Source organism: Streptomyces sp. NPDC102283, from assembly GCF_044766265.1.
Lineage (GTDB): Bacteria > Actinomycetota > Actinomycetes > Streptomycetales > Streptomycetaceae > Streptomyces.
On the sequence record NZ_JBIWLQ010000017.1, the window covers coordinates 1 to 20,200 of the forward strand.

The window sequence follows — 20,200 nt, forward strand, 5'->3', positions numbered from 1 at the left end:
CCCAAGCCCTACGTCTGGACCAAGACCGCGGACGAGATCCTCGAACGCCTCGCCTCATATCTGAACAGAATTCCTGACTCAGAAGACTAGAACGGATACCACCGAACCGCCGCGTCGCCCTCGCGCAGCGACGCCACCCGGCGGCGGAATTCGGCGAGCGCCTTCGGGTTGGCCGGGGCGTGCTGGGAGACCCAGGCGCAGCTGGCCGTCTCCCGGGCACCGCGCAGCACCGCGCACCCCTCCCACTCGCGGACGTCCCAGCCGTACGCGGACGTGAAGGCGTCGTACGCCGCGGGGTCGAGGCCGTAGCGGTCGCGGGAGAGGGCGAGGACGACCAGGTCGTGTTCGCGCAGGTCGGCGGAGAACGTCTCCAGGTCGACCAGGACCGGGCCGTCGGGCCCGACATGGACGTTGCGCGGGAGCGCGTCGCCGTGGATCGGTCCCGGCGGCAGATGCGGAACGAGCGCGGCGGCCGCGGCCGCGAAGCCGTCGCGGCGCTCGCGGAGGTAGTCGGCGTCCGCCGGGTCGATCGCCTCTCCCGCCAGGCTCAGCCAGCGCTCCACGCCGCCCAGCAGCTCGCGGCGCGGCAGGGTGAGGCCGACCGGGGCGGGCAGCGCGTGCACCAGGGAGAGCAGCGGTGCGAGGTCGCGCGGCTCGGCGGGGCGTACGGGGTCGGGCAGCCGGTGCCACAGCGTCACGGGGTGGCCCTCGACCAGGCGGGGCCCGCGCTCGGCCGCGCGGACGGCCGGGACGCCGGACGCGGCGAGCCAGTCGGCGAGGGCCGTCTCCCGCTCCGCCCGCTCGCGCAGCTCGGGGTGGCCGGTGGCGTCCCGGCCGACCTTGATCACCAGGTCGCCTGCCGCGAAGACCGCGTTCTCCCCCAGCGCGAGCAGCTCCGCCGTACCGGGGAAACCGGCGGCCGTCAGCACCTCGCGCGCTCGCATCTCGTCCATGGGTGCGATTTTGCATCCCCGCAGGCCACCTTGACGAACCGATGACCCGTCAGCACGATGACGGAGGCCTCCACGGCAGCCGGAACGGGATGAAGTCCATCTCAGGTGCATCAGTGAGATACAGGACAGAGGGGTCTTCTTCGTGACATCGGTGACCGCGGCGAAGCGGCCCGGACCGGACGGCCCGCACAGCGGGCGCGACAGGCCGGACGGACAGGGCGGACGCGACGGGCAGGGCGGGCGGGGCGGACGTGCGGGGGGCTCCGGCCGTCCGGGGCGGCCGGGCCGTCCGGAACGCAAGGCGTTCGGGGACCGGGCCGCCTGGTTCCTGGTGCTGCCCGCGCTCATCCCGATCCTGATCCTCAGCGTCGGACCGCTCCTCTACGGCATCGCTCTCGCCTTCACCGACGCGCAGTCCGGCCGCACCCGCTCCACCCAGTGGATCGGCGCCCTGAACTTCCAGGACCTGCTGCACGACACCCTGTTCTGGGACTCGTTCCGGATCGGCCTGCTCTGGGCCGTGGGCGTCACCGTCCCGCAGTTCCTGCTGGCACTCGGACTCGCCCTGCTGCTCAACCAGAACCTGCGGATGCGCTGGCTGGCCCGGGCGCTGGCGATCATCCCCTGGGCGATGCCCGAGGTCGTCGTCGGCATCATGTGGCGGCTCGTCTACAACCCGGACGCCGGGATCCTCAACGAGACCGTCCGCGACCTCGGACTCGGTGACGGCCGGGACTGGCTGACCGGCCTCGCCACCGCGCTGCCCGCCGTGATCCTCGTCGGCATCTGGGCGGGCATGCCCCAGACCACCGTGGCCCTCCTCGCCGGACTCCAGAACACCCCGCGCGAACTCCACGAGGCGGCCGCCCTGGACGGAGCGGGCGCGTGGCGCCGTTTCCGTACCGTCACCTGGCCCGCCCTGAAACCGATCGCGCTCGCGATCTCCGCGCTCAACCTGATCTGGAACTTCAACTCCTTCGCCCTGGTCTATGTCCTGACCAGCGGCGGACCCGGCGGCCGGACGAGGCTGCCGATGCTCTTCGCCTACGAGGAGGCCTTCCGCTACGGGCAGTTCGGCTACGCCGCGGCGATGGGCTGTGTGATGGTCGCGGTGATCTCCGTGCTCCTCGCCCTCTACCTCGTCGGCCGGCTCAGGGGAGGCGAGGACCGATGAGGCGACGAACGGCGGGGCCGGCACGGGCAGGGCGGGAGTCGACCGGGCTGCGCACCGGCAGGCCCGCGCGGGCCGCTCAGTACCTGGCGCTCCTGGCGTACCTGGTCTTCCTCGCGTTCCCGTTCGTGTGGCTGATCTCGACCGCTTTCAAGCCCGCCCGCGAACTGGGCTCGCTGCACCCCACTTGGATCCCCGAGCAGCCCACCCTGGACAACTTCCGGCAGGCCTTCGACGAGCAGCCGCTGCTCCAGGCCGCGGCCAACTCCCTGATCGCCGCCCTCGGCGCGGCCGTGATCGCCGTCGTGATCGCCACCCCGATGGCCTATGTGATGGCCCGCCACCGGGGCCGCCTCGCCACCGCCGCGACGGGCTGGGTGGTGGTCAGCCAGGCGTTCCCGTTCGTCCTGGTGATCATCCCGCTCTTCCTGATCCTGAAGAACCTGCACCTGATCAACACCCTGTGGGGGCTGGTCATGGTCTACGTCGTCTGGTCGCTGCCCTTCGCGCTGTGGATGCTCGCCGGCTACGTACGGGCCGTGCCGACCGAGCTGGAGGAGGCCGCCGCCGTCGACGGGGCGGGCCGGGTGCGGACGCTCGTCTCGGTCGTGGCGCCGTTGCTCGCCCCCGGGATCGTCGCCACGGCGCTGTTCGCGTTCATCACCGCATGGAACGAGTTCTTCTTCGCGCTCGTCCTGCTCAAGACCCCGGAGAAGCAGACCTTGCCGGTCGTCCTCACCCACTTCCTCGGCGCGGAGGGTGTGGCCGACCTCGGTCCGCTCGCCGCGGCCGCCTTCCTCGCCACGCTCCCCTCCCTCGTCCTCTTCGCCCTCATCCAGCGGCGGATCACGGGCGGGATGACGGCCGGGGCGGTGAAGAACTGATGCGCGGCGCGGCCCGGCGGGCGGCGGTCGCCGTCGCCGCACTTGCCCTGCTGCTCACCGGCTGTTCGGGCGACGGCGACGACGGGCGGGACGCGGACGGCACGGTCCGGCTCCGGTTCCAGTCGCTGGCCTGGCAGAAGGAGTCCGTCGATGCCAACAAGCAGCTGGTGAGGGAGTGGAACGCGGCCCACCCCGAGGTCCAGGTGGACTACGTCCAGGGCAGCTGGGACAGCGTCCACGACCAGCTGCTCACCTCCTTCGAGGGCGGTGAGGCCCCCGACGTCATCCACGACGCCTCCGACGACCTGGCCGACTTCGCGTACGGGGGCTACCTCGCCGACCTGCGCCCCCTCCTCCCCGACCGGCTCAAGGCCGACATCCCCGAACAGTCCTGGCGCACCACCACGTTCGGTGAGGGCGTCCACGGGGTGCCCTTCCTCCAGGAGCCCCGCGTCCTGATCGCCAACACGAAGCTGCTGAAGGCCTCGGGCGCGCGCGTCCCGACCTCGGAGCACCCCTGGAGCTGGGAGGAGTTCCGCGAGGTCACCGACGAGCTGACGGGCGAGGGGCGGTACGGGGTCGCCTGGCCGCTGAAGGAGCCGGTCTCCGTCACCCTCAACCTGGGCCTGTCCGGCGGTGGGCAGCTCTTCCACCGCGACGAGGACGGCAAGGCGGTCCTGCGCTTCGAGGACGGCGACGGCGTGGTGGCCGGCACCATCCGCGACCAGGTCAACACCGACGGCAGCGCGGCCCGCAGCGCACTGGGCATGGGCGGGTCGGACGCGCTGCCCGGGTTCTTCGGCGGCAAGTACGCGATGCTCCCGCTCGGCTTCTCCTACCGTCAGCAGATCATCCAGCAGGCTCCCGAGGGGTTCGGCTGGACGGTGCTGCCGATGCCCGCGGGCGCGGGCGGCTCCGTCCAGGGCGTGAGCCCGCAGACGCTGTCGGTCGCCGAGGAGAGTCCGCACAAGGAGGAGGCCGTCGCGTTCATCGACTTCCTGCTGCGCCCTTCGAACATGGTGCGCCTCGCCCGGGGCGACTGGATGCTGCCCACCGGTACGGAGGCCCTGGCCGACCCGTCGTTGAGCACGGCCGAGCACGGCTGGGCCGTCGGCACCGCCCTCGCGCAGGGGCTGCGGCCGGCGCCCGCCCAGTCGGTGCGCGGCTACCCGGAATGGAAGGACAAGGTGGCGACCCCCGCGCTCCAGGAGTACTACAGCGGCGCGATCGACACCGACGAGCTGCGAAAACGGCTGGTGGACGACGGAAACCGGGTGCTGGCCCGCTATCAGCGCTGATCCCGACCAGGAAGAGAGGTTGCACGAGACGTCTCGTCTCGTCTACGGTGTGCGGCATGACGGAATCCCCGCGTGCCCACATCGCCATGTTCTCCATCGCCGCCCACGGACATGTGAACCCGAGCCTCGACGTCATCCGCGAACTGGTCGACCGTGGACACCGCGTCAGTTACGCCGTCCCGGCCTCCTTCGCCGAGAAGGTCGCCGCCACCGGCGCCCGGCCGGTGATCTACACCTCGACCCTGCCGACCGACGACGACCCCGATGCCTGGGGCACCGAGCTGATCGACAACATCGAACCCTTCCTCGATGACGCGCTCCAGGCGCTCCCGCAGCTCGCCGAGGCCTTCGCGGGCGACGAACCCGACCTCGTCCTGCACGACATCACCTCCTATCCCGCCCGGGTCCTCGCCCACCGCTGGGGCGTCCCCGCCGTCTCCCTGTGGCCCAACCTGGTCCCCTGGGAGGGGTACGAGCAGGAGGTCGGTGAGCCGATGACCGCCGAGCTGAAGCGGACCGAGCGCGGCAAGGCGTACTACGCGCGCTTCGACGACTGGCTCGCCGAGAACGGCCTCGGCCATGTCCCCAGCGACGACTTCGTGGCCCGCCCGCGCTTCGGCATCGTGCTGATCCCCGAGGCCCTCCAGCCGAACGCGGACCGGGTGAACCGCGAGATGTACACGTTCGTCGGGGCCTGTCAGGGCGACCGTGCGGACCAGGGGGAGTGGGTCCGGCCGGCCGGGGCGGAGAAGGTGCTCCTGGTGTCGCTGGGCTCCTCCTTCACCAAGCAGCCCGCCTTCTACCGGGAGTGCGTCGAGGCCTTCCGCGGCCTGCCCGGCTGGCATGTGGTGCTCCAGATCGGCGCGCACGTCGACCCCGCCGAACTCGGAGACGTACCGGGCCATGTGGAGGTCCGCACCTGGGTGCCGCAACTGGCCGTCCTCAAGCAGGCCGACGCCTTCATCACCCACGCCGGCGCGGGCGGGAGCCAGGAGGGGCTCGCCACCGGCACCCCGATGGTCGCCGTTCCCCAGGCCGTCGACCAGTTCGGCAACGCGGACATGCTCCAGTCGCTGGGCGTGGCCCGGCACCTCCCGATGGACGAGGCCGATGCCGCGAGCCTGCGCGAGGCCGTGCTCGCCCTGGTGGACGACCCCGAAGTGGCCGCCCGGTGCGGCCGGCTGAGCGAGCGGATGGCGCGGGAGGGCGGCACCTCGCGGGCCGCCGACCTCATCGAGGCCGAGCTGTCGCGCTGAGCGGAACCGCCTGAGCGCTATCCGGACGTGTCCCGTCCCGCCCCGTCCGCCGCGACCAGCGGTTATCCGGGGCGGGACGTCCGTGTTTCGGCTCGGTGAAGCCGCTGTCGCGCCGGGTCCGGTCGGCGCATCTGCACGCACGCCCTCGCGATTTCACACCAGGGGCCGGGTGTTCACCCCTCCCGCGCACACCTTCACGGACCTTCACGTGTCTTCACGTGCGGTCACTCCTGTCCCACGGGCATCGGCGACGCCACCGCGGTGGCCGGGCGATGCGCGTCCGATGTTTCATGTGCGGCTCTGAGCAGGCGATATGCGCGGCGGAGCGCCTTGGTGGGGTGGCTCGCGACCGGTCGATCCGGGCGAGCCGGACGCCCGACCGCTCTCCGTGGCCGTTGTGACCAGCCGTGGCCGATTTCTTATTACGCAACCTTGTTGAGCAAGTCACACCCTCATGAAGGTCTTGATCTGTGCTCGTCAATCGGTCAGGGTTTCGAGCCAGCCCCCGGAGATCTTCCGGCCGAGGGCCAATCCCCCCACAGAGTTTGACGAGGAGACCCCTCTTCATGGCCAAGCACCAGCGCACCCGTCGCATCAAGCTGACCGCCGCGATCACCGCCGTGGCGGCCGCCGCCGGAGTCACCCTTCTCGGCACCTCGTACGCCGGAGCCGCACCGGCTCCCATGGGCACGGTCTACGGCGCGGACGCCGCGACCGCGGTGTCCGGCAGCTACATCGTGATGCTGGACGAGAAGAAGGCCGACAAGTCCGAGCTCGCGAAGGAGTACGGCGGCAAGCTCAAGCGCAACTACTCCTCCAGCATCAACGGCTTCTCCGCCAGCGGCCTTTCGGAGGCCGAGGCGGGGCGCCTCGCCGCCGACCCGGCCGTCGCCAAGGTGGTGCAGAACAAGAAGTTCAGCATCGACGCCACCCAGGACAACCCGCCGTCGTGGGGTCTGGACCGGATCGACCAGACCGAGACCGCGGGCGACAACGCCTACACCTACCCGGACACCGGCGGCGAGGGCGTCACCGCGTACGTCATCGACACCGGTGTCCGCGTCACCCACGAGGACTTCGAGGGCCGGGCCACCTCGGGCTTCGACGCCGTCGACAACGACGACGACGCCGACGACGGCAACGGGCACGGCACCCACGTGGCGGGCACCATAGCCGGGGCCGCGCACGGCGTCGCCAAGAAGGCGGACATCGTGGCCGTCCGCGTCCTGGACGACAACGGCTCGGGCACCACCGAGCAGGTCATCGCCGGGATCGACTGGGTCGCCGCCAACGCCAAGGGCCCGTCCGTCGCCAACATGAGCCTCGGCGGCGGTGCCGACCCGGCCCTCGACGAGGCCGTCCAGAAGGCCATCGCCGCGGGCATCACCTTCGGCGTGGCCGCCGGCAACGAGTCCAGCGACGCCGGGCAGGGCTCGCCCTCCCGCGTCCCCGAGGCGATCACCGTCGCCTCGTCCACGGAGGCCGACGAGCAGTCGGACTTCTCCAACTACGGTCCGGTCGTGGACATCTACGCCCCGGGCTCGGACATCACGTCCACCTGGAACGACAGCGACACCGGCACCAACACCATCTCCGGTACGTCCATGGCCACCCCGCACGTCGTCGGCGCGGCCGCCGTCTACCTGGCGGGCAACCAGGACGCCACCCCGGAGGCCGTCGCCACGGCGCTCACCGAGGGAGCCACCCCGGACGCCATCAGCAACGCCACCGAGGGCACGGCCAACAAGCTCCTCAAGGTCGTCGAGTAGGACCCCGGTTCCGACCGGACGCCGGGCGGCAGGGGTCACGCCCCGGCCGCCCGGCCCCCGCGCACAGCAGCCGCCGCGCTCTCCCCCACGGGGCGCGGCGGCTGCGCCGTTTCCCGGGGAGACCCGTCGCGCCCGCCCCCAATCCGGCCCGATCCGCGCGTCAGGGCCTAAGGTGGGTGGCCATGACGACGACGTACGCGGCGCTGCTGCGGGGGATCAACGTGAGCGGCAGCAAGAGGGTCCCGATGCCCGAACTGCGCACCGTGCTCACCGAACTGGGGCACACCGGCATCGCCACCCACCTGCAGAGCGGCAACGCCGTCTTCCGGAGCGACAGCGACGACGAGGACGCGCTGGCAGCCGCCCTGGAGCAGGCCCTGCACCGGCAGTTCGGATTCGCCGTCGACTGCCTCGTCCGCGACGCCGGCTATCTCGCCGCCGTCGCCGCGGCGTGCCCCTTCCCCGCCGCCGAGCTGGAGGGCAGGCAGCTCCACGTCACCTTCTTCGACCGGCCCGTGGACGCGGACCGCTTCGCGGACCTGGCGGCGGAGGACTTCCTGCCGGAGGAGTTCCGGCTCGGCGACCGCTGCCTGTACCTCTACGCCCCCGACGGGCTCGGCCGCTCCAGGCTGGCGGTCGCGCTGGGGCGCCCCCGGCACGTCAAGGGCCTCACCGCCACCAGCCGCAACTGGAACACCGTGGCGAAGCTCGTGGAGCTGACCCGTGGCTGAGCCCTCGCCCGCCCTGGCGGCGGCGATCGAGGGCGAACTGCGCCTGCTGGACCCGGTGGTACGGGCCTCCGCCGAGCTTCTCGCGTCGCTGCTGCACCCCGAGTTCCGGGAGATCGGCACCAGCGGCCGGCTCTGGACCCGGGAGACGATCATCGCCTCGCTCACCGCGGACGACGCCCCGCGTCCCGGCCCGCTCACCGCCTCCCGGATGCGGGGGGCGCAGCTCTGCGCCGACCTCGTACATCTCACCTTCGACACGGAGTCCAGGGGAATCCGCTCGCACCGCAGTTCCCTGTGGCGGTTGACGCCGGAGGGCTGGCGGCTCTACTTCCACCAGGCGACCCCGTTCGACGACGATCCCCTCGACGACCCGCTCGCCGGCCCCCTCGCCGAGATCTGAGCCTTCCGAGGAGGCCGGACGCACCGGGGCGCCGGGTGTGCCGGTCGGCCGCGGCGCTACGTGCCGTCGCCCCGCCCGAACAGCGAAGCGGCGGCGGTCTCGTGGCGACGGGCCGCGACGTCGTCCCCGCGGACGCGGGCCAGGGCTGCCAGCTCCGCGTGGGTCCGGGCCTGTCCCGTGCGGTCGTTGGCCGCACGGTGCAGGTTCAGGGCGTCGTCCAGATGGGCCGCGGCCTTCCTCGGCCAGCTGTTCGAGCGGCCGGTTCGCCGAGCGCATGCCCCGCACCGGCGTCCCGGCGTCGAGGTCGGCGAGGATGGCGCCCACGGGGCGCAGGGCCAGTGGGAGGTAGCCGCACAGGCGGGCCGGCTCGGCCAGGGCGCCGGAGGGCGCAGCGTCGCTCCCGCGTCCGGCCACGCGCACCAGCAGCTCGACGGCGGCCTCGGGTTCCAGCAGCTCGACGGGGATGTCGAGCGTGGTGTCCAGGCCGCTCAGGCGGTTGCGGCTGGTGACGACGACCGTGCTCATCGGGCTGATCGTCGAGGGCGCCGTGGTCCTCCCCGACGGCGGTGCGCCGGCGGTCTGGCTGGTGGTCCTCGCCGTCGTCCACACCACACCCCGGAGCCGGAGGAGCCGGGCAGGACCCTCGCCTGAGCGGCCGGAACAGCCGCGAATGGCCCACGGCACCCGGGTCGGATTGGCCCGGGCCCCCAGGCCCATCGCTTCCTAGGCTGGGCCCATGAGCACCAAAGACCGCACCACCGTCGACTTCTTCTTCGACCCCGCCTGCCCGTTCGCCTGGATCGCCTCCCGCTGGATGCTGGAGGTGGAGCGGCACCGGGACATCGACCTGCGCTTCCGCCCCATGAGCCTCTACCTGCACAACGAGGGCAACGACCTGCCCGACTGGTACCGCGAGCTCGTCGACAAGTCGATCGGACCGGCCCGGGTGGCGGTCGCCGCGGCCGCCACCCACGGCGACGGGGTCCTGCGGGACCTCTACACCGCGCTCGGCACCCGCATCCACCAGCACAAGGACGAGGACTTCGACGCCGTGATCGTCGCCTCGCTCGCCGCACTCGGCCTGCCGGCCGAGCTGGCGGAAGCGGCGCACTCCACGGCGTACGACGAGGAGGTGGCCCGCGGCCACGACGCGGGCAAGGATCCGGAGCAGGGCGCGTACGTGGGCACGCCGACGATCCACGTCGACGGCACGGTCTGGTTCGGCCCGGTCCTCAACGCGATCCCGCGTGGCGCGGAGGCAGCCGAACTCTTCGACAGCTTCCGGGTCCTCGCCAACCACCCGGGCTTCTTCGAGCTGAAGCGCGCCCGGTCCGGCGGGCTGTCCTACGACTGATCCGCCGGGTGGGGCGCAGGTCGGCGCGCGGTGACCGCGTACGCGGCGAGCGGACGATTGCCGCGCGGCACGGCCAGGGCCCGGAGGACGTCGGCCTGGCTGAGGACGAGCCGGCGCACCGGCTCGGGCAGCGACGCCAGACGCTCCGCCGTTGCGACCAGGTCGAGACAGGCGGCGACCTCCCAGTCGCCGTCCTGAAGACCTTCGGTGTCGACCGGCCCGCCGCCTTCGGCCGCCCAGCCGGTCTCCGGCAGGATCCGCAGCAACTCCTCACGGGAGAAGGGCGTGCGGACGTTGCCCGGGCCACGCGACCCCGCGGCCTCGATCTGCCCCTGGATCAGCACGGAGAGGAGGTGCGCCAGCTGGTCGCCGGACGTGGGCGTCAGGTCCCACTCGGTGAACCACAGCCGCCGCGCCCACCGGCGTACCCGGGCGAGGGTGTCCCGCAGTTGCCCCACCGAGGCGAAGTACCAGGAGCAGTGCGCGAGCACCACATGGTCGAAAGCACTGTCGGGAAAGTCGACCGAGGGGTCGAGGACGTCGGTGCCGAAACGGAAGTCGATGCGGGCCCCGAGCGGGCCCGACACGAGCCGGTCCGCCGATTCCCCGAGCGTGACCGGTGACCCGTAGGAGGGGTCGGCCACGTCGACGGCCACCACGCGTCCTTCGGGCCCGACCGCCTCGGCGAGGACTGCGGTCATGTCGCCCTGGCCGCAGCCCAGTTCCAGGACCGTCGAGCCGGGCGTGATGTCCCAGCTCGCCACGAGCGCGGCCCGGTGGCGTGTCTGGACGAGCTGGTCGGCCGGGCTGTGATCGGCGGCTGCCATGCCGGCCGCCAGCGAGGGGACCTTGGCGGGGAGATCGGAGTGGTTCACGGAGTCCTCGGCGATACGCGACAGGTCGGTCCCGACCGATGACAGGAGACACGCGGGCGCAGGCGCCCCCGGTTTCCCGGGTGCACCGTGTGACTCTCCGCCCCGGCCCTCACGCCGACAGCGACGCCCCCACCGTCACCCGCGCCTCGTCGTACCGGTCCAGCAGCAGCCGCGCCAACTCCGGTGCCGCGCCCAGCACATCGGCGAGCACGTCCGCGCCGGCCGCCTCGGCCCCGGCCGCGATGCGGTCGGGGAGCCGGCCGGGCGCGATGACGTACGGGGCCACCGCCACCCGCTCCACGCCCTCGGCGCGCAGGGAACGCACCGCCTCCTCGGTGCGCGGAAGGAGTGCGGAGGCGAACGCAGGCCGCACGGCGCACCAACCGGTGTGCCGCAGCTCCCGCGCGATTTCAGCGATCACTGCGATCGCCTCCGGGTCTGTGGATCCCGCCGAGGCCAGGACGAGCCCGGTCCGGGGGATGTCGCCGGGACGGATCCCGGCCTCCCGCAGCCGCCGCCCGAGCGTGGCGTTCAGCAGCGGGGACGGGCCGAGCACGTCGGCCTGGCGGATGTTCAGCCGGGGCAGCCGGGCGCGGGCCTCGCGCAGGACCGAGGGGATGTCGGTCTTGGCGTGGAACGCCCGGGTGAGCAGCAGCGGAAGGGCGACGACCTCGTCCGCCCCCTCCCCGGCCAGGCGTTCCAGCACCCGGGGCACGGAGGGGGCGTTGAACTCCAGATACGCGGTCTCCACACGCAGCCCCGGCCGCTCGGCCCGGACCCGCTCGGTGAGCGCGTGCACGGTCGCGGCGTGCCGCGGATCGCGGCTGCCGTGGGCGATGACGAGGAGAGTGGGGTGCGTCATGGGAGGGCTCAGTTCTTGACGAGGAGACCGCGGCTGCGCAGGACCCACCGCTCCAGCGGACTGAAGATGAGCAGGTCGATCGCGATGCCGACGAACAGGATGAGCAGGATCGAGAGGAAGATCCCGGGCATGTCGAAGTTGCTGCGGCCGTTCTCCAGCAACTGCCCAAGCCCCAGGCCCAGTTCGGGGGAGGACGCGATGATCTCGGCGGCCATCAGTGAGCGCCAGGAGAACGCCCAGCCCTGCTTGAGGCCCGCCAGATAGCCGGGCAGCGCCGCCGGGAGCACGATGTGCCAGGTCCCGCGCAGCCCGGTCGCGCCCAGCGTGCGGCCCGCCCGGAGGAACAGCGGCGGCACCTGGTCGACGCCGGAGACCAGCCCGTTGGCGATCGAGGGCACCGCGCCCAGCAGGATCACCGCGAACATCATCTGGTCGTTGAGCCCGAGCCAGATCACCGCCGGGGCCACCCACGCCACCGACGGCAGCGACTGGAGCCCGGACAGGATCGGGCCGATCGCGGCCCGGATCAGCTTCACCCGGGCGACCAGCAGCCCCAGCGGCGTACCGATGGCGACCGCGAGCAGGAAGCCGAGCAGACCGCGCGAGACGCTGGTCCAGACGACCTCCAGCAGCGTGCCCGCCAGCCACATCTCCCGTGCGCTGTCCCACACCGCGGACGGCGGCGGCAGCTTGTAGACCTCCGTGACCTGGGCGCGGACCAGCAGTTCCCAGATCACCAGGACGAGCGCCACCGCCACGACCGGCGGCAGCACCTTGCGCAGCAGGACCTCGCGCACCGGGGTGCGGTTGATCTGCACGGCGTCCAGGGCGTCGAGCCCGGCCTCCAGGCCCGCCAGATCGTCGGGCTTCGCGTCGGCCGGTCCGGCCGCCCCGTCCGGCCGCTTCCGGCTCGACGTGATGTCAGTGCTGGCCATGTCGGCGGATCTCCCCACGCAGTTCTTCGGTGATCTCGACGGACAGCTCCGCCACGGCGGTGTCCTCGATACGGCGCGGCTGCTCGATGTCGACCGTCCACTCCCGGGCGATCCGGCCGGGCCGGGACGAGAGCAGCACGACGCGCTGCGCGAGCCGTACGGCCTCGCGCACGTTGTGCGTGACGAAGAGGACCGAGGCGTTCGTCTCTCGCCAGATCCGGGTCAGCTCGTCGTGCAGCACATCGCGGGTGATGGCGTCGAGCGCCGCGAACGGCTCGTCCATCAACAGCAGTTGACTGTCCTGGGCGAGGGCGCGGGCCATCGCGACACGTTGCCGCATACCACCGGACAGCTCGTGCACCCGCTTGCCGTACGCCCCGCCGAGGCGGACGAGTTCGAGCAGCCGCTCCGCCTCGGTGCGGCGCGCGGCCTTGGGCACCCCGCGCAGCCGCAGGGCCAGTTCGATGTTCTTGCCCGCGGTCAGCCACGGGAAGAGGGCGTGCTCCTGGAACATCAGGGCCGGCCGCCCGCCGGGGGTCTCGATGGACCCCTTGGACGGGCGGTCGAGTCCGGCCACCAGGTTGAGCAGCGTCGACTTTCCGCACCCGGAGGCTCCCAGGAGGGTGACGAACTCGCCCGGAGCGACATCGAGCGTGATGTCGTCCAGGACGAGCTGCTGACCGGTGGGTCCGGCGAAGGACTTCGAGACGTGCGCGAGACGGGCGGCGTGCTCGACCGTCGTACGGTCCTCGGCCTTGGTGAGGGTGGTGGTCGCCATGGTCGTCACCTCCTGGGGATCCTTACGTCCTGGTACGGATGGGCGGGGTTACTTGACGCCGAGACCGGCGTCGGCGACCTCGGGCCGGCCCTCGGCCTTGAGGATCTTGTTCAGCGGGCCCAGGTCGTAGATGCCCTGGAGGTTCGGCTCCTTGAGCAGGCCGGACTTCACCGAGTACCCGGCCTGCGTCTTGAGCGTGTCGGCCAGCGGGTCGTCGGTGATCTCGATGGACTCCCAGGCCGGGTCGAGGATCTCCTTGGGCAGCGGCTTGCCGCTCAGGCTCTCCAGCGCCTTGTTGGCGGACGCCTTCGCCTCTTCGGGGTTGGCGTTGATCCACTTGTTGGTGGCGACCGAACCCTTCAGTACCGCCTCGACCACGTCCGGGTGCTCGTCGAGGAACTTCTGCGACACGATGATGTTCGTGATCACGAACTTCTTGTCCGGCCACAGGTCCTTCTCGTCGAGGAGTACCTTCGCGCCCTCGGACACCAGCTTGGAGGCGGTCGGCTCGGGCACCCAGGCGCCGTCCAGGTCACCGGACTTGTAGGCGTCGGGCGTCACCTTGTTGTCCGAGCGGACCACCGAGACGTCGCCCTTGCCACTCTGGGCGTCGACCTTCCAGCCCTTCTCGGAGATCCAGTTGAGGAAGGCCACGTCCTGGGTGTTGCCGAGCTGCGGGGTGGCGATCTTCTTGCCCTTGAGGTCGTCCAGGGTCTTGATCTTGTCCGGGTTGACGACCAGCTTCACCCCGCCGGAGGCCGAACCGGAGATGATCCGCAGCCCCTTGCCCTGGGACTTGCTGAAGCCGTTGATGGAGGGGGAGGGGCCGATGAAGCCGATGTCGATGGACCCGGCGTTCAGCGCCTCGATCTCCGAGGGGCCCGCGTTGAAGGTCGTGGACTCGACCTGGGTGCCGCCCAGTTCCTTCTGGATGGTGCCTTCCTGGATACCGACCAGGGCGGTGGCGTGCGTGAGGTTCGGGAAGTAGCCGATCTTCACGGTGTCCGTGGAGAGCTTCTTCCCGCCGGCGGAGACGTTCGCCTTCTTGGCGTCGTCGTCCTTGGCCTCGGAGCCGTAGCCGCAGGCGGTGGCCGCCAGGGCGAGCAGCGGCAGCGCCGCGACGGCGGCGATGGAGCGGCGAACGGTGGAACGGGGGGCAGGCACGGGAGGCTTTCCTCTCGTTGGCCCGGCGCTCACGTCCCGCTGTCTGGGTCAGGGGGGTGTGGCCGGGAGGTCGGTAGGTCTTCGGCGGTACGGGTGCGGGGGGTCCAGGGCGCGCGAGCGGTGCGCGTACGTCATCACGCACATCGCCCGACCCCGCCCTGGCCGCTGCCGAGGGCGCCGCTGCCCACCCGGCCGCCCTCCTTCGCGAAGGAGGAGAAGAAGTCGGTGGCCATCAGAAGTCCCACTCGGCGTCGTCGTCGGCCGCCACGACGGCTTCGGCCGCCGCGGCGAACGCGGCGCCCACCATGCCGGCGCTCAGCGTCGTACCGTCCGCCGGGTCGATCAGGAGGAACGAGCCGGTGCGCCGGGAGTCCTCGTACGCGTCGAGCGCGAGCGGTTCGGCGGTGCGCACGACGACCCGCCCGATGTCGTTGGCGACCAGCTGCCCGGGGGCCGGGTGCTGGGAGAGGTCGTCCAGGGTGAGCCGGGAGGGGATGTCCTTGACGATCGCCTTGACCGTACGGGTGGTGTGCTTGATCAGTACCCGCTGACCTACCGAGAGCGGCTGGTCGGCGACGTGGCAGACGGTCGCCTCCACGTCCTGGGTGACGGCGGGGGAGTCGTCGGCCGGGGCGATCAGGTCACCGCGCGAGATGTCGATGTCGTCGGCCAGCCGGAGCGTCACCGACTGCGGGGCCCAGGCGATGTCGACGCTCTCCCCGAGCGCGTCGATGCCCGTGATCGTGGTGGTGCGCCCCGAGGGGAGTACGGAGACGGCCTCGCCGACCCGGAACACCCCGGCCGCGATCTGACCGGCGTACCCCCGGTAGTCGGGGTGCTCGGCGCTCTGCGGGCGGATCACGTACTGCACGGGGAAGCGCGCGTGGCAGGCGGTGAGGTCGTGGCTGACCGGCACCGTCTCCAGGTGCTCCAGGACGGTCGGCCCGCCGTACCAGTCCATGTGCGCGGACGGCTCCACCACGTTGTCCCCGGCCAGCGCCGAGATCGGGATCGCGGTGATCTCCGGGACGCCGAGCGAGGCGGCGTACGCGGTGAACTCCTCGGCTATCGCGGCGAACACGGGCTCCGCGTAGTCGACCAGGTCCATCTTGTTGACGGCCAGCACCACGTGCGGCACCCGCAGCAGCGCGGCGACGGCGGCGTGCCGGCGGGTCTGCTCGACGACCCCGTTGCGGGCGTCGACCAGGACCACGGCCAGCTCCGCCGTGGACGCCCCGGTCACCATGTTGCGGGTGTACTGCACATGGCCCGGGGTGTCGGCGAGGATGAACCGGCGGCGGGCGGTGGCGAAGTAGCGGTAGGCGACGTCGATGGTGATGCCCTGCTCGCGCTCGGCACGCAGCCCGTCGGTCAGCAGCGCCAGGTCCGGCGCTTCCTGGCCGCGGTTCAGCGAGGCCTGCTCGACGGCCTCCAGCTGGTCGGTGAGGATCGACTTGGAGTCGTGCAGCAGGCGACCCACGAGGGTGGACTTGCCGTCGTCGACCGACCCGGCGGTGGCGAAGCGCAGCAGGGTGGTGGCGCTCAACTGCGCACCCGATTCGAGGTGTGTGGTCATCTTAGAAATACCCCTCGCGCTTGCGGTCTTCCATCGCGGCCTCGGACATCTTGTCGTCGGCGCGGGTCGCGCCCCGCTCGGTGAGCCGGGAGGCGGCGATCTCGGTGATCACGGCGTCCAGCGTGGTGGCGTCGGAGTCGACGGCGCCGGTGCAGGACATGTCGCCGACCGTGCGGTAGCGCACCAGCCGGGTCTCGACGGCCTCGTGCTCCTTCGGCCCGCCCCAGTGACCGGCCGTCAGCCACATGCCGTTGCGGTCGAAGACCTCGCGCTCGTGGGCGAAGTAGATCTCCGGCAGCTCGATGCCCTCGCGCTCGATGTACTGCCAGACGTCCAGCTCGGTCCAGTTGGAGATCGGGAAGACCCGCACGTGCTCGCCCGGGGCGTGCCGGCCGTTGTACAGCTGCCACAGCTCGGGCCGCTGGCGGCGCGGGTCCCACTGCGAGAACTCGTCGCGCAGCGAGAAGACCCGCTCCTTGGCGCGCGCCTTCTCCTCGTCGCGCCGCCCGCCGCCGAACACCGCGTCGAAGCGGTGCTGCTGGATCGCCTCGGTCAGCGGGACCGTCTGGAGCGGGTTGCGGGTGCCGTCGGGGCGCTCGCGGAGCTTCCCGGCGTCGATGTACTCCTGCACGGAGGCGACGTGCAGCCGCAGCCCGTGCTTCTTCACCGTGCGGTCGCGGTACTCCAGGACCTCGGGGAAGTTGTGCCCGGTGTCCACGTGCAGCAGCGTGAACGGCACCGGCGCGGGCGCGAACGCCTTGAGCGCCAGGTGCAGCATCACGATGGAGTCCTTGCCGCCGGAGAACAGGATCACCGGCCGCTCGAACTCACCCGCCACCTCGCGGAAGATGTGGACCGCCTCCGACTCCAGGGAGTCCAGGTGGCTGAGCGCGTACGGGTTGACGGTGCCTTCCGGCACGGTGGCGACGGTGCTCACGCCAGGCCCCTCTCGGTGAGCAGCGCGTGGAGCGCCGCTGCGGACTCCTGCACGGTCTGCTGGTGCGACTCGATCCGCAGGTCGGGCGATTCGGGCGCCTCGTAGGGGTCGTCGACCCCGGTGAGACCACTGATCTCGCCGGCCGCCTGCCTGGCGTACAGCCCCTTCACATCCCGTACGGAGCACACCTCGACGGGGGTCGCGACGTGCACCTCCAGATACGTGGTGGACTCGGTGGCGTGCCGCTTGCGGACGGCCTCGCGGCTGTCGGCGAACGGGGCGATGACGGGGACCAGCACCTTCACGCCGTTGGCGGCGAGCAGTTCGGCGACGAAGCCGATCCGGGCCACGTTGGTGTGGCGGTCCTCGCGGGAGAAGCCGAGGCCCGCGGAGAGGAACTCGCGGATCTCGTCGCCGTCGAGCACCTCCACCCGGTGTCCCTCGGTCCGCAGCCGGCCCGCCAGCTCGTACGCGATGGTGGTCTTGCCCGCGCTCGGCAGACCGGTCAGCCAGATCGTGGCTCCCGTCTCCGTCACGCTCATCGAAGTCTCCTGATCAGTCGTCATCAGCCGTGCAGCCCGCATTCGGTCTTGCCCCGTCCGGCCCAGCGGCCGGCCCGTGCGTCTTCGCCCTCCAGCACCCGGCGGGTGCAGGGCGCGCAGCCGACGGAGGTGTAACCGTCCATCAGCAGCGGGTTGGTGAGCACCCCGTGCTCGGCGACGTAGGCGTCCACGTCGTCCTGGGTCCAGCGGGCGATGGGGGAGACCTTCACCTTGCGGCGCTTGGCGTCCCAGCCGACGACCGGGGTGTTCGCCCGGGTCGGCGACTCGTCGCGGCGCAGGCCCGTCGCCCACGCGGCGTACGCGGTCAGACCGTCCTCCAACGGCTTCACCTTGCGCAGCGCGCAGCACAGGTCGGGGTCGCGGTCGTGCAGCTTCTCGCCGTGCTCGGCGTCCTGTTCGGCCACGGTCCGCCGGGGGGTGATCGTGATGACGTTGACGTCCATCACCGCGTCCACCGCGTCCCGGGTCCCGATGGTCTCCGGGAAGTGGTAGCCGGTGTCCAGGAAGACCACGTCCACGCCCGGCATCACCCGGGACGCCAGATGCGCGACCACGGCGTCCTCCATCGAGGAGGTGACGCAGAAGCGCGGCCCGAAGGTGCCGGTCGCCCACTTCAGGATCTCGGTGGCGGAGGCGTCCTCCAGCTCCCGCCCGGCCTCCTCGGCCAGATCCCGCAGATCCTCGTCGCTGAGCTGTCCGATCAGCAGAGTGTCCGTCATATCCCGTCTCCCTCACCGTCGTTGCGCTGGACGCCCCGGGCCAGCAGACCCAGGAACTTCAGCTGGAACGCACGGTTGCAGGAAGCGCATTCCCAGGCGCCGTGACCGGTCTCGTTGGGGCGCAGGTCCTCGTCGCCGCAGTAGGGGCAGTAGAACGGGGCGGCTCGCTCGCTCATGACAGCGACTCCGTACTGGCCCGGGCCGCCCAGGTCGCGAAGCGCTCGCCGTCCTCGCGCTCCTCCTGGAAACGCCCGAGCACCCGCTCGACGTAGTCGGGAAGTTCGGCCGAGGTGACCTTCAGGCCCCGGACCTTGCGGCCGAACCCGGCCTCCAGGCCGAGCGCCCCGCCGAGGTGCACCTGGTAGCCCTCGACCTGGTTGCCGCTCTCGTCCAGCATCAACTGGCCCTTGAGACCGATGTCCGCGACCTGGATACGGGCGCAGGCGTTCGGGCAGCCGTTGATGTTGATGGTGATCGGGTGGTCGAACTCCGGGATGCGGCGCTCCAGTTCGTCGATCAGGGAGGCGCCGCGTGCCTTCGTCTCGACGATCGCCAGCTTGCAGAACTCGATGCCGGTGCAGGCCATCGTGCCGCGCCGGAACGGGGAGGGGGTGACCCGCAGGTCGAGCGCCTCCAGACCGGCGACCAGGGACTCCACCTGCTCCTCGGCCACGTCGAGCACGATCATCTTCTGCTCGGCGGTGGTCCGCACCCGGCCGGAGCCGTGCGCGTCGGCCAGCTCCGCGATCTTGGTGAGCGTGGAACCGTCGACCCGGCCGACCCGCGCGGCGAAGCCGACGTAGAAGCGGCCGTCCTTCTGCCGGTGCACCCCGAGGTGGTCGCGCCAGGTCTGGGCGGGCTGCTCGGGCGCGGGCCCGTCGACCAGCTCGCGCTTCAGGTACTCGTCCTGAAGGATCTGGCGGAACTTCTCCGGGCCCCAGTCCGCGACCAGGAACTTCAGGCGGGCGCGGGTGCGCAGCCGCCGGTAGCCGTAGTCACGGAAGATCGAGATGACGCCGCCGTACACGTCGGGCACCTCGTCCAGCGGCACCCAGGCGCCGAGCCGCACCCCGAGCTTCGGGTTGGTGGAGAGGCCGCCGCCGACCCAGAGGTCGAAGCCGGGTCCGTGCTCCGGGTGGTTCACGCCGACGAAGGCGATGTCGTTGATCTCGTGCGCCACGTCCAGCTGAGGGGAGCCCGAGACCGCCGACTTGAACTTGCGGGGCAGGTTGGAGAAGTCGGGGTTGCCGATGAACCGCCGCTGGATCTCGTCGATCGCCGGCGTGCCGTCGATGATCTCGTTCTCGGCGATGCCCGCGACGGGGGAGCCGAGGATCACGCGGGGGGTGTCACCACAGGCCTCGGTGGTGGACAGGCCCACCTCTTCGAGCCGCCGCCAGATCTCCGGCACGTCCTCGATGCGGATCCAGTGGTACTGCACGTTCTGCCGGTCGGTGAGGTCGGCGGTCCCCCGCGCGAACTCCTGGGAGATCTCCCCGATCACCCGCAGCTGCTGCGTGGTCAGGCGGCCGCCGTCGATGCGGACCCGCAGCATGAAGTACTCGTCGTCCAGCTCCTCCGGCTCCAGCACGGCCGTCTTGCCGCCGTCGATGCCCGGCTTGCGCTGGGTGTACAGCCCCCACCAGCGCATACGTCCGCGCAGGTCGTTCGGGTCGATGGAGTCGAAGCCGCGCTTGGAGTAGATCGTCTCAATACGTGTCCGTACGTTGAGACCGTCGTCGTCCTTCTTGAACTGCTCGTTCCCGTTCAGGGGGGTGTGGTGGCCCACGGCCCACTGACCCTCGCCACGGTGGCGTCCGGCCTTGCGGCGGGGCGTGGTGGTCGCAGGCTGTTCCGGGGTAGCGGCCATGACAATACGTCCTTCGGGACTGCGGGAGGGCGGCTCTGAGCGGCACACTCGCGCTGAGGCGCGGCGGTGCGCAGGGCGGTTCAGAGGGAAGGGGTGCGGCGGCGC

At 71.5% G+C, this 20,200-nt stretch carries 20 protein-coding genes and 1 pseudogene; 9 read left to right on the forward strand and 12 right to left on the reverse strand.

Annotation, left to right across the window (positions count from 1 at the left end):
• Positions 1–86 precede the first annotated feature (86 nt).
• The gene (locus ACIRJT_RS28600) at positions 87–953 is read right to left on the reverse strand and encodes a phosphotransferase enzyme family protein (protein WP_403914507.1); all 867 of its coding nucleotides are present in this window, start codon (positions 951–953) and stop codon (positions 87–89) included.
• 142 nt (positions 954–1,095) lie between these two features.
• On the opposite strand from ACIRJT_RS28600, the gene ACIRJT_RS28605 reads away from it, so the two are divergent.
• The 9 genes and pseudogenes from ACIRJT_RS28605 to ACIRJT_RS28645 all read left to right on the forward strand — a co-directional run bounded on the left by ACIRJT_RS28605 (position 1,096) and on the right by ACIRJT_RS28645 (position 9,816).
• Entirely contained in the window at positions 1,096–2,127 is a 1,032-nt protein-coding gene (locus ACIRJT_RS28605; protein ID WP_403914509.1) for a carbohydrate ABC transporter permease, read from the forward strand.
• Positions 2,124–3,008 carry a carbohydrate ABC transporter permease gene (locus tag ACIRJT_RS28610; protein WP_403914512.1) on the forward strand — a complete coding sequence of 295 codons (885 nt, stop codon included), beginning with the start codon at positions 2,124–2,126 and terminating at the stop codon, positions 3,006–3,008. The genes ACIRJT_RS28605 and ACIRJT_RS28610 overlap by 4 nt, the downstream gene beginning before the upstream one ends.
• On the forward strand, positions 3,008–4,306 hold the full coding sequence (locus tag ACIRJT_RS28615) for an ABC transporter substrate-binding protein (RefSeq protein ID WP_403914515.1): 1,299 nt from the start codon (positions 3,008–3,010) through the stop codon (positions 4,304–4,306). Before ACIRJT_RS28610 ends, ACIRJT_RS28615 begins: the two co-directional genes overlap by 1 nt.
• Positions 4,296–5,562: pseudogene (mgt, locus tag ACIRJT_RS28620) on the forward strand (macrolide-inactivating glycosyltransferase). The gene ACIRJT_RS28615 and the pseudogene mgt overlap by 11 nt, the downstream one beginning before the upstream one ends.
• Positions 5,563–6,128: 566 nt before the next feature.
• Entirely contained in the window at positions 6,129–7,331 is a 1,203-nt protein-coding gene (locus tag ACIRJT_RS28625; RefSeq protein ID WP_403914518.1) for a S8 family serine peptidase, read from the forward strand.
• Positions 7,332–7,513: 182 nt separating this feature from the next.
• Positions 7,514–8,062 (forward strand): DUF1697 domain-containing protein, encoded by a 549-nt coding sequence (locus ACIRJT_RS28630; protein WP_403914520.1) that lies wholly within the window; start codon positions 7,514–7,516, stop codon positions 8,060–8,062.
• The gene (locus ACIRJT_RS28635; RefSeq protein WP_403914523.1) at positions 8,055–8,462 is read left to right on the forward strand and encodes a DUF4440 domain-containing protein; all 408 of its coding nucleotides are present in this window, start codon (positions 8,055–8,057) and stop codon (positions 8,460–8,462) included. The genes ACIRJT_RS28630 and ACIRJT_RS28635 overlap by 8 nt, the downstream gene beginning before the upstream one ends.
• 475 nt (positions 8,463–8,937) lie before the next feature.
• The gene (locus ACIRJT_RS28640; protein WP_403914526.1) at positions 8,938–9,189 is read left to right on the forward strand and encodes a hypothetical protein; all 252 of its coding nucleotides are present in this window, start codon (positions 8,938–8,940) and stop codon (positions 9,187–9,189) included.
• 9 nt (positions 9,190–9,198) lie between these two features.
• Positions 9,199–9,816, forward strand: coding sequence for a DsbA family protein (locus tag ACIRJT_RS28645; protein ID WP_403914528.1), 618 nt, complete (start codon positions 9,199–9,201; stop codon positions 9,814–9,816).
• Here the strand turns inward: ACIRJT_RS28645 and ACIRJT_RS28650 are convergent.
• From ACIRJT_RS28650 to ACIRJT_RS28700, 11 genes are all read right to left on the reverse strand, one after another.
• Positions 9,807–10,691: a class I SAM-dependent methyltransferase gene (locus ACIRJT_RS28650; protein WP_403914530.1), complete on the reverse strand. Its 885-nt coding sequence runs from the start codon at positions 10,689–10,691 to the stop codon at positions 9,807–9,809. The two genes, ACIRJT_RS28645 and ACIRJT_RS28650, sit on opposite strands and share 10 nt — an antisense overlap.
• Before the next feature lie 109 nt (positions 10,692–10,800).
• Entirely contained in the window at positions 10,801–11,553 is a 753-nt protein-coding gene (locus ACIRJT_RS28655) for a sirohydrochlorin chelatase (protein ID WP_403914533.1), read from the reverse strand.
• 8 nt (positions 11,554–11,561) lie between these two features.
• The gene (locus ACIRJT_RS28660; protein WP_403914536.1) at positions 11,562–12,488 is read right to left on the reverse strand and encodes an ABC transporter permease; all 927 of its coding nucleotides are present in this window, start codon (positions 12,486–12,488) and stop codon (positions 11,562–11,564) included.
• Positions 12,475–13,266 carry an ABC transporter ATP-binding protein gene (locus tag ACIRJT_RS28665; protein ID WP_069756437.1) on the reverse strand — a complete coding sequence of 264 codons (792 nt, stop codon included), beginning with the start codon at positions 13,264–13,266 and terminating at the stop codon, positions 12,475–12,477. The genes ACIRJT_RS28660 and ACIRJT_RS28665 overlap by 14 nt, the downstream gene beginning before the upstream one ends.
• Before the next feature lie 48 nt (positions 13,267–13,314).
• Positions 13,315–14,430, reverse strand: a complete 1,116-nt coding sequence (locus ACIRJT_RS28670; RefSeq protein ID WP_403914539.1) for an aliphatic sulfonate ABC transporter substrate-binding protein — start codon at positions 14,428–14,430, stop codon at positions 13,315–13,317.
• Positions 14,431–14,662: 232 nt separating this feature from the next.
• Positions 14,663–16,006 carry a sulfate adenylyltransferase subunit 1 gene (locus tag ACIRJT_RS28675; protein ID WP_403914542.1) on the reverse strand — a complete coding sequence of 448 codons (1,344 nt, stop codon included), beginning with the start codon at positions 16,004–16,006 and terminating at the stop codon, positions 14,663–14,665.
• A 1-nt stretch (position 16,007) separates the two neighbouring features.
• Complete coding sequence (cysD, locus tag ACIRJT_RS28680; protein WP_403914544.1) at positions 16,008–16,943, reverse strand: sulfate adenylyltransferase subunit CysD; 936 nt, start codon at positions 16,941–16,943, stop codon at positions 16,008–16,010.
• Positions 16,940–17,485 carry an adenylyl-sulfate kinase gene (gene cysC / locus ACIRJT_RS28685; protein ID WP_403914547.1) on the reverse strand — a complete coding sequence of 182 codons (546 nt, stop codon included), beginning with the start codon at positions 17,483–17,485 and terminating at the stop codon, positions 16,940–16,942. Before cysC ends, cysD begins: the two co-directional genes overlap by 4 nt.
• A gap of 23 nt (positions 17,486–17,508) precedes the next feature.
• Entirely contained in the window at positions 17,509–18,225 is a 717-nt protein-coding gene (locus ACIRJT_RS28690) for a phosphoadenylyl-sulfate reductase (RefSeq protein WP_403914550.1), read from the reverse strand.
• On the reverse strand, positions 18,222–18,401 hold the full coding sequence (locus tag ACIRJT_RS28695; protein ID WP_403914553.1) for a hypothetical protein: 180 nt from the start codon (positions 18,399–18,401) through the stop codon (positions 18,222–18,224). Before ACIRJT_RS28695 ends, ACIRJT_RS28690 begins: the two co-directional genes overlap by 4 nt.
• On the reverse strand, positions 18,398–20,095 hold the full coding sequence (locus tag ACIRJT_RS28700; RefSeq protein ID WP_403914556.1) for a nitrite/sulfite reductase: 1,698 nt from the start codon (positions 20,093–20,095) through the stop codon (positions 18,398–18,400). Before ACIRJT_RS28700 ends, ACIRJT_RS28695 begins: the two co-directional genes overlap by 4 nt.
• Positions 20,096–20,200 lie beyond the last annotated feature (105 nt).

What these genes read in the sequence shown, in the direction of transcription:
- ACIRJT_RS28600 (WP_403914507.1), bottom strand. Translation starts at nt 953, where the DNA reads ATGGACGAGATGCGAGCGCGCGAGGTGCTGACGGCCGCCGGTTTCCCC.
- ACIRJT_RS28610 (WP_403914512.1), top strand. Translation starts at nt 2,124, where the DNA reads ATGAGGCGACGAACGGCGGGGCCGGCACGGGCAGGGCGGGAGTCGACC.
- ACIRJT_RS28615 (WP_403914515.1), top strand. Translation starts at nt 3,008, where the DNA reads ATGCGCGGCGCGGCCCGGCGGGCGGCGGTCGCCGTCGCCGCACTTGCC.
- ACIRJT_RS28625 (WP_403914518.1), top strand. Translation starts at nt 6,129, where the DNA reads ATGGCCAAGCACCAGCGCACCCGTCGCATCAAGCTGACCGCCGCGATC.
- ACIRJT_RS28630 (WP_403914520.1), top strand. Translation starts at nt 7,514, where the DNA reads ATGACGACGACGTACGCGGCGCTGCTGCGGGGGATCAACGTGAGCGGC.
- ACIRJT_RS28645 (WP_403914528.1), top strand. Translation starts at nt 9,199, where the DNA reads ATGAGCACCAAAGACCGCACCACCGTCGACTTCTTCTTCGACCCCGCC.
- ACIRJT_RS28655 (WP_403914533.1), bottom strand. Translation starts at nt 11,553, where the DNA reads ATGACGCACCCCACTCTCCTCGTCATCGCCCACGGCAGCCGCGATCCG.
- ACIRJT_RS28660 (WP_403914536.1), bottom strand. Translation starts at nt 12,488, where the DNA reads ATGGCCAGCACTGACATCACGTCGAGCCGGAAGCGGCCGGACGGGGCG.
- ACIRJT_RS28665 (WP_069756437.1), bottom strand. Translation starts at nt 13,266, where the DNA reads ATGGCGACCACCACCCTCACCAAGGCCGAGGACCGTACGACGGTCGAG.
- ACIRJT_RS28675 (WP_403914542.1), bottom strand. Translation starts at nt 16,006, where the DNA reads ATGACCACACACCTCGAATCGGGTGCGCAGTTGAGCGCCACCACCCTG.
- cysC (WP_403914547.1), bottom strand. Translation starts at nt 17,485, where the DNA reads ATGAGCGTGACGGAGACGGGAGCCACGATCTGGCTGACCGGTCTGCCG.
- ACIRJT_RS28690 (WP_403914550.1), bottom strand. Translation starts at nt 18,225, where the DNA reads ATGACGGACACTCTGCTGATCGGACAGCTCAGCGACGAGGATCTGCGG.
- ACIRJT_RS28695 (WP_403914553.1), bottom strand. Translation starts at nt 18,401, where the DNA reads ATGAGCGAGCGAGCCGCCCCGTTCTACTGCCCCTACTGCGGCGACGAG.
- ACIRJT_RS28700 (WP_403914556.1), bottom strand. Translation starts at nt 20,095, where the DNA reads ATGGCCGCTACCCCGGAACAGCCTGCGACCACCACGCCCCGCCGCAAG.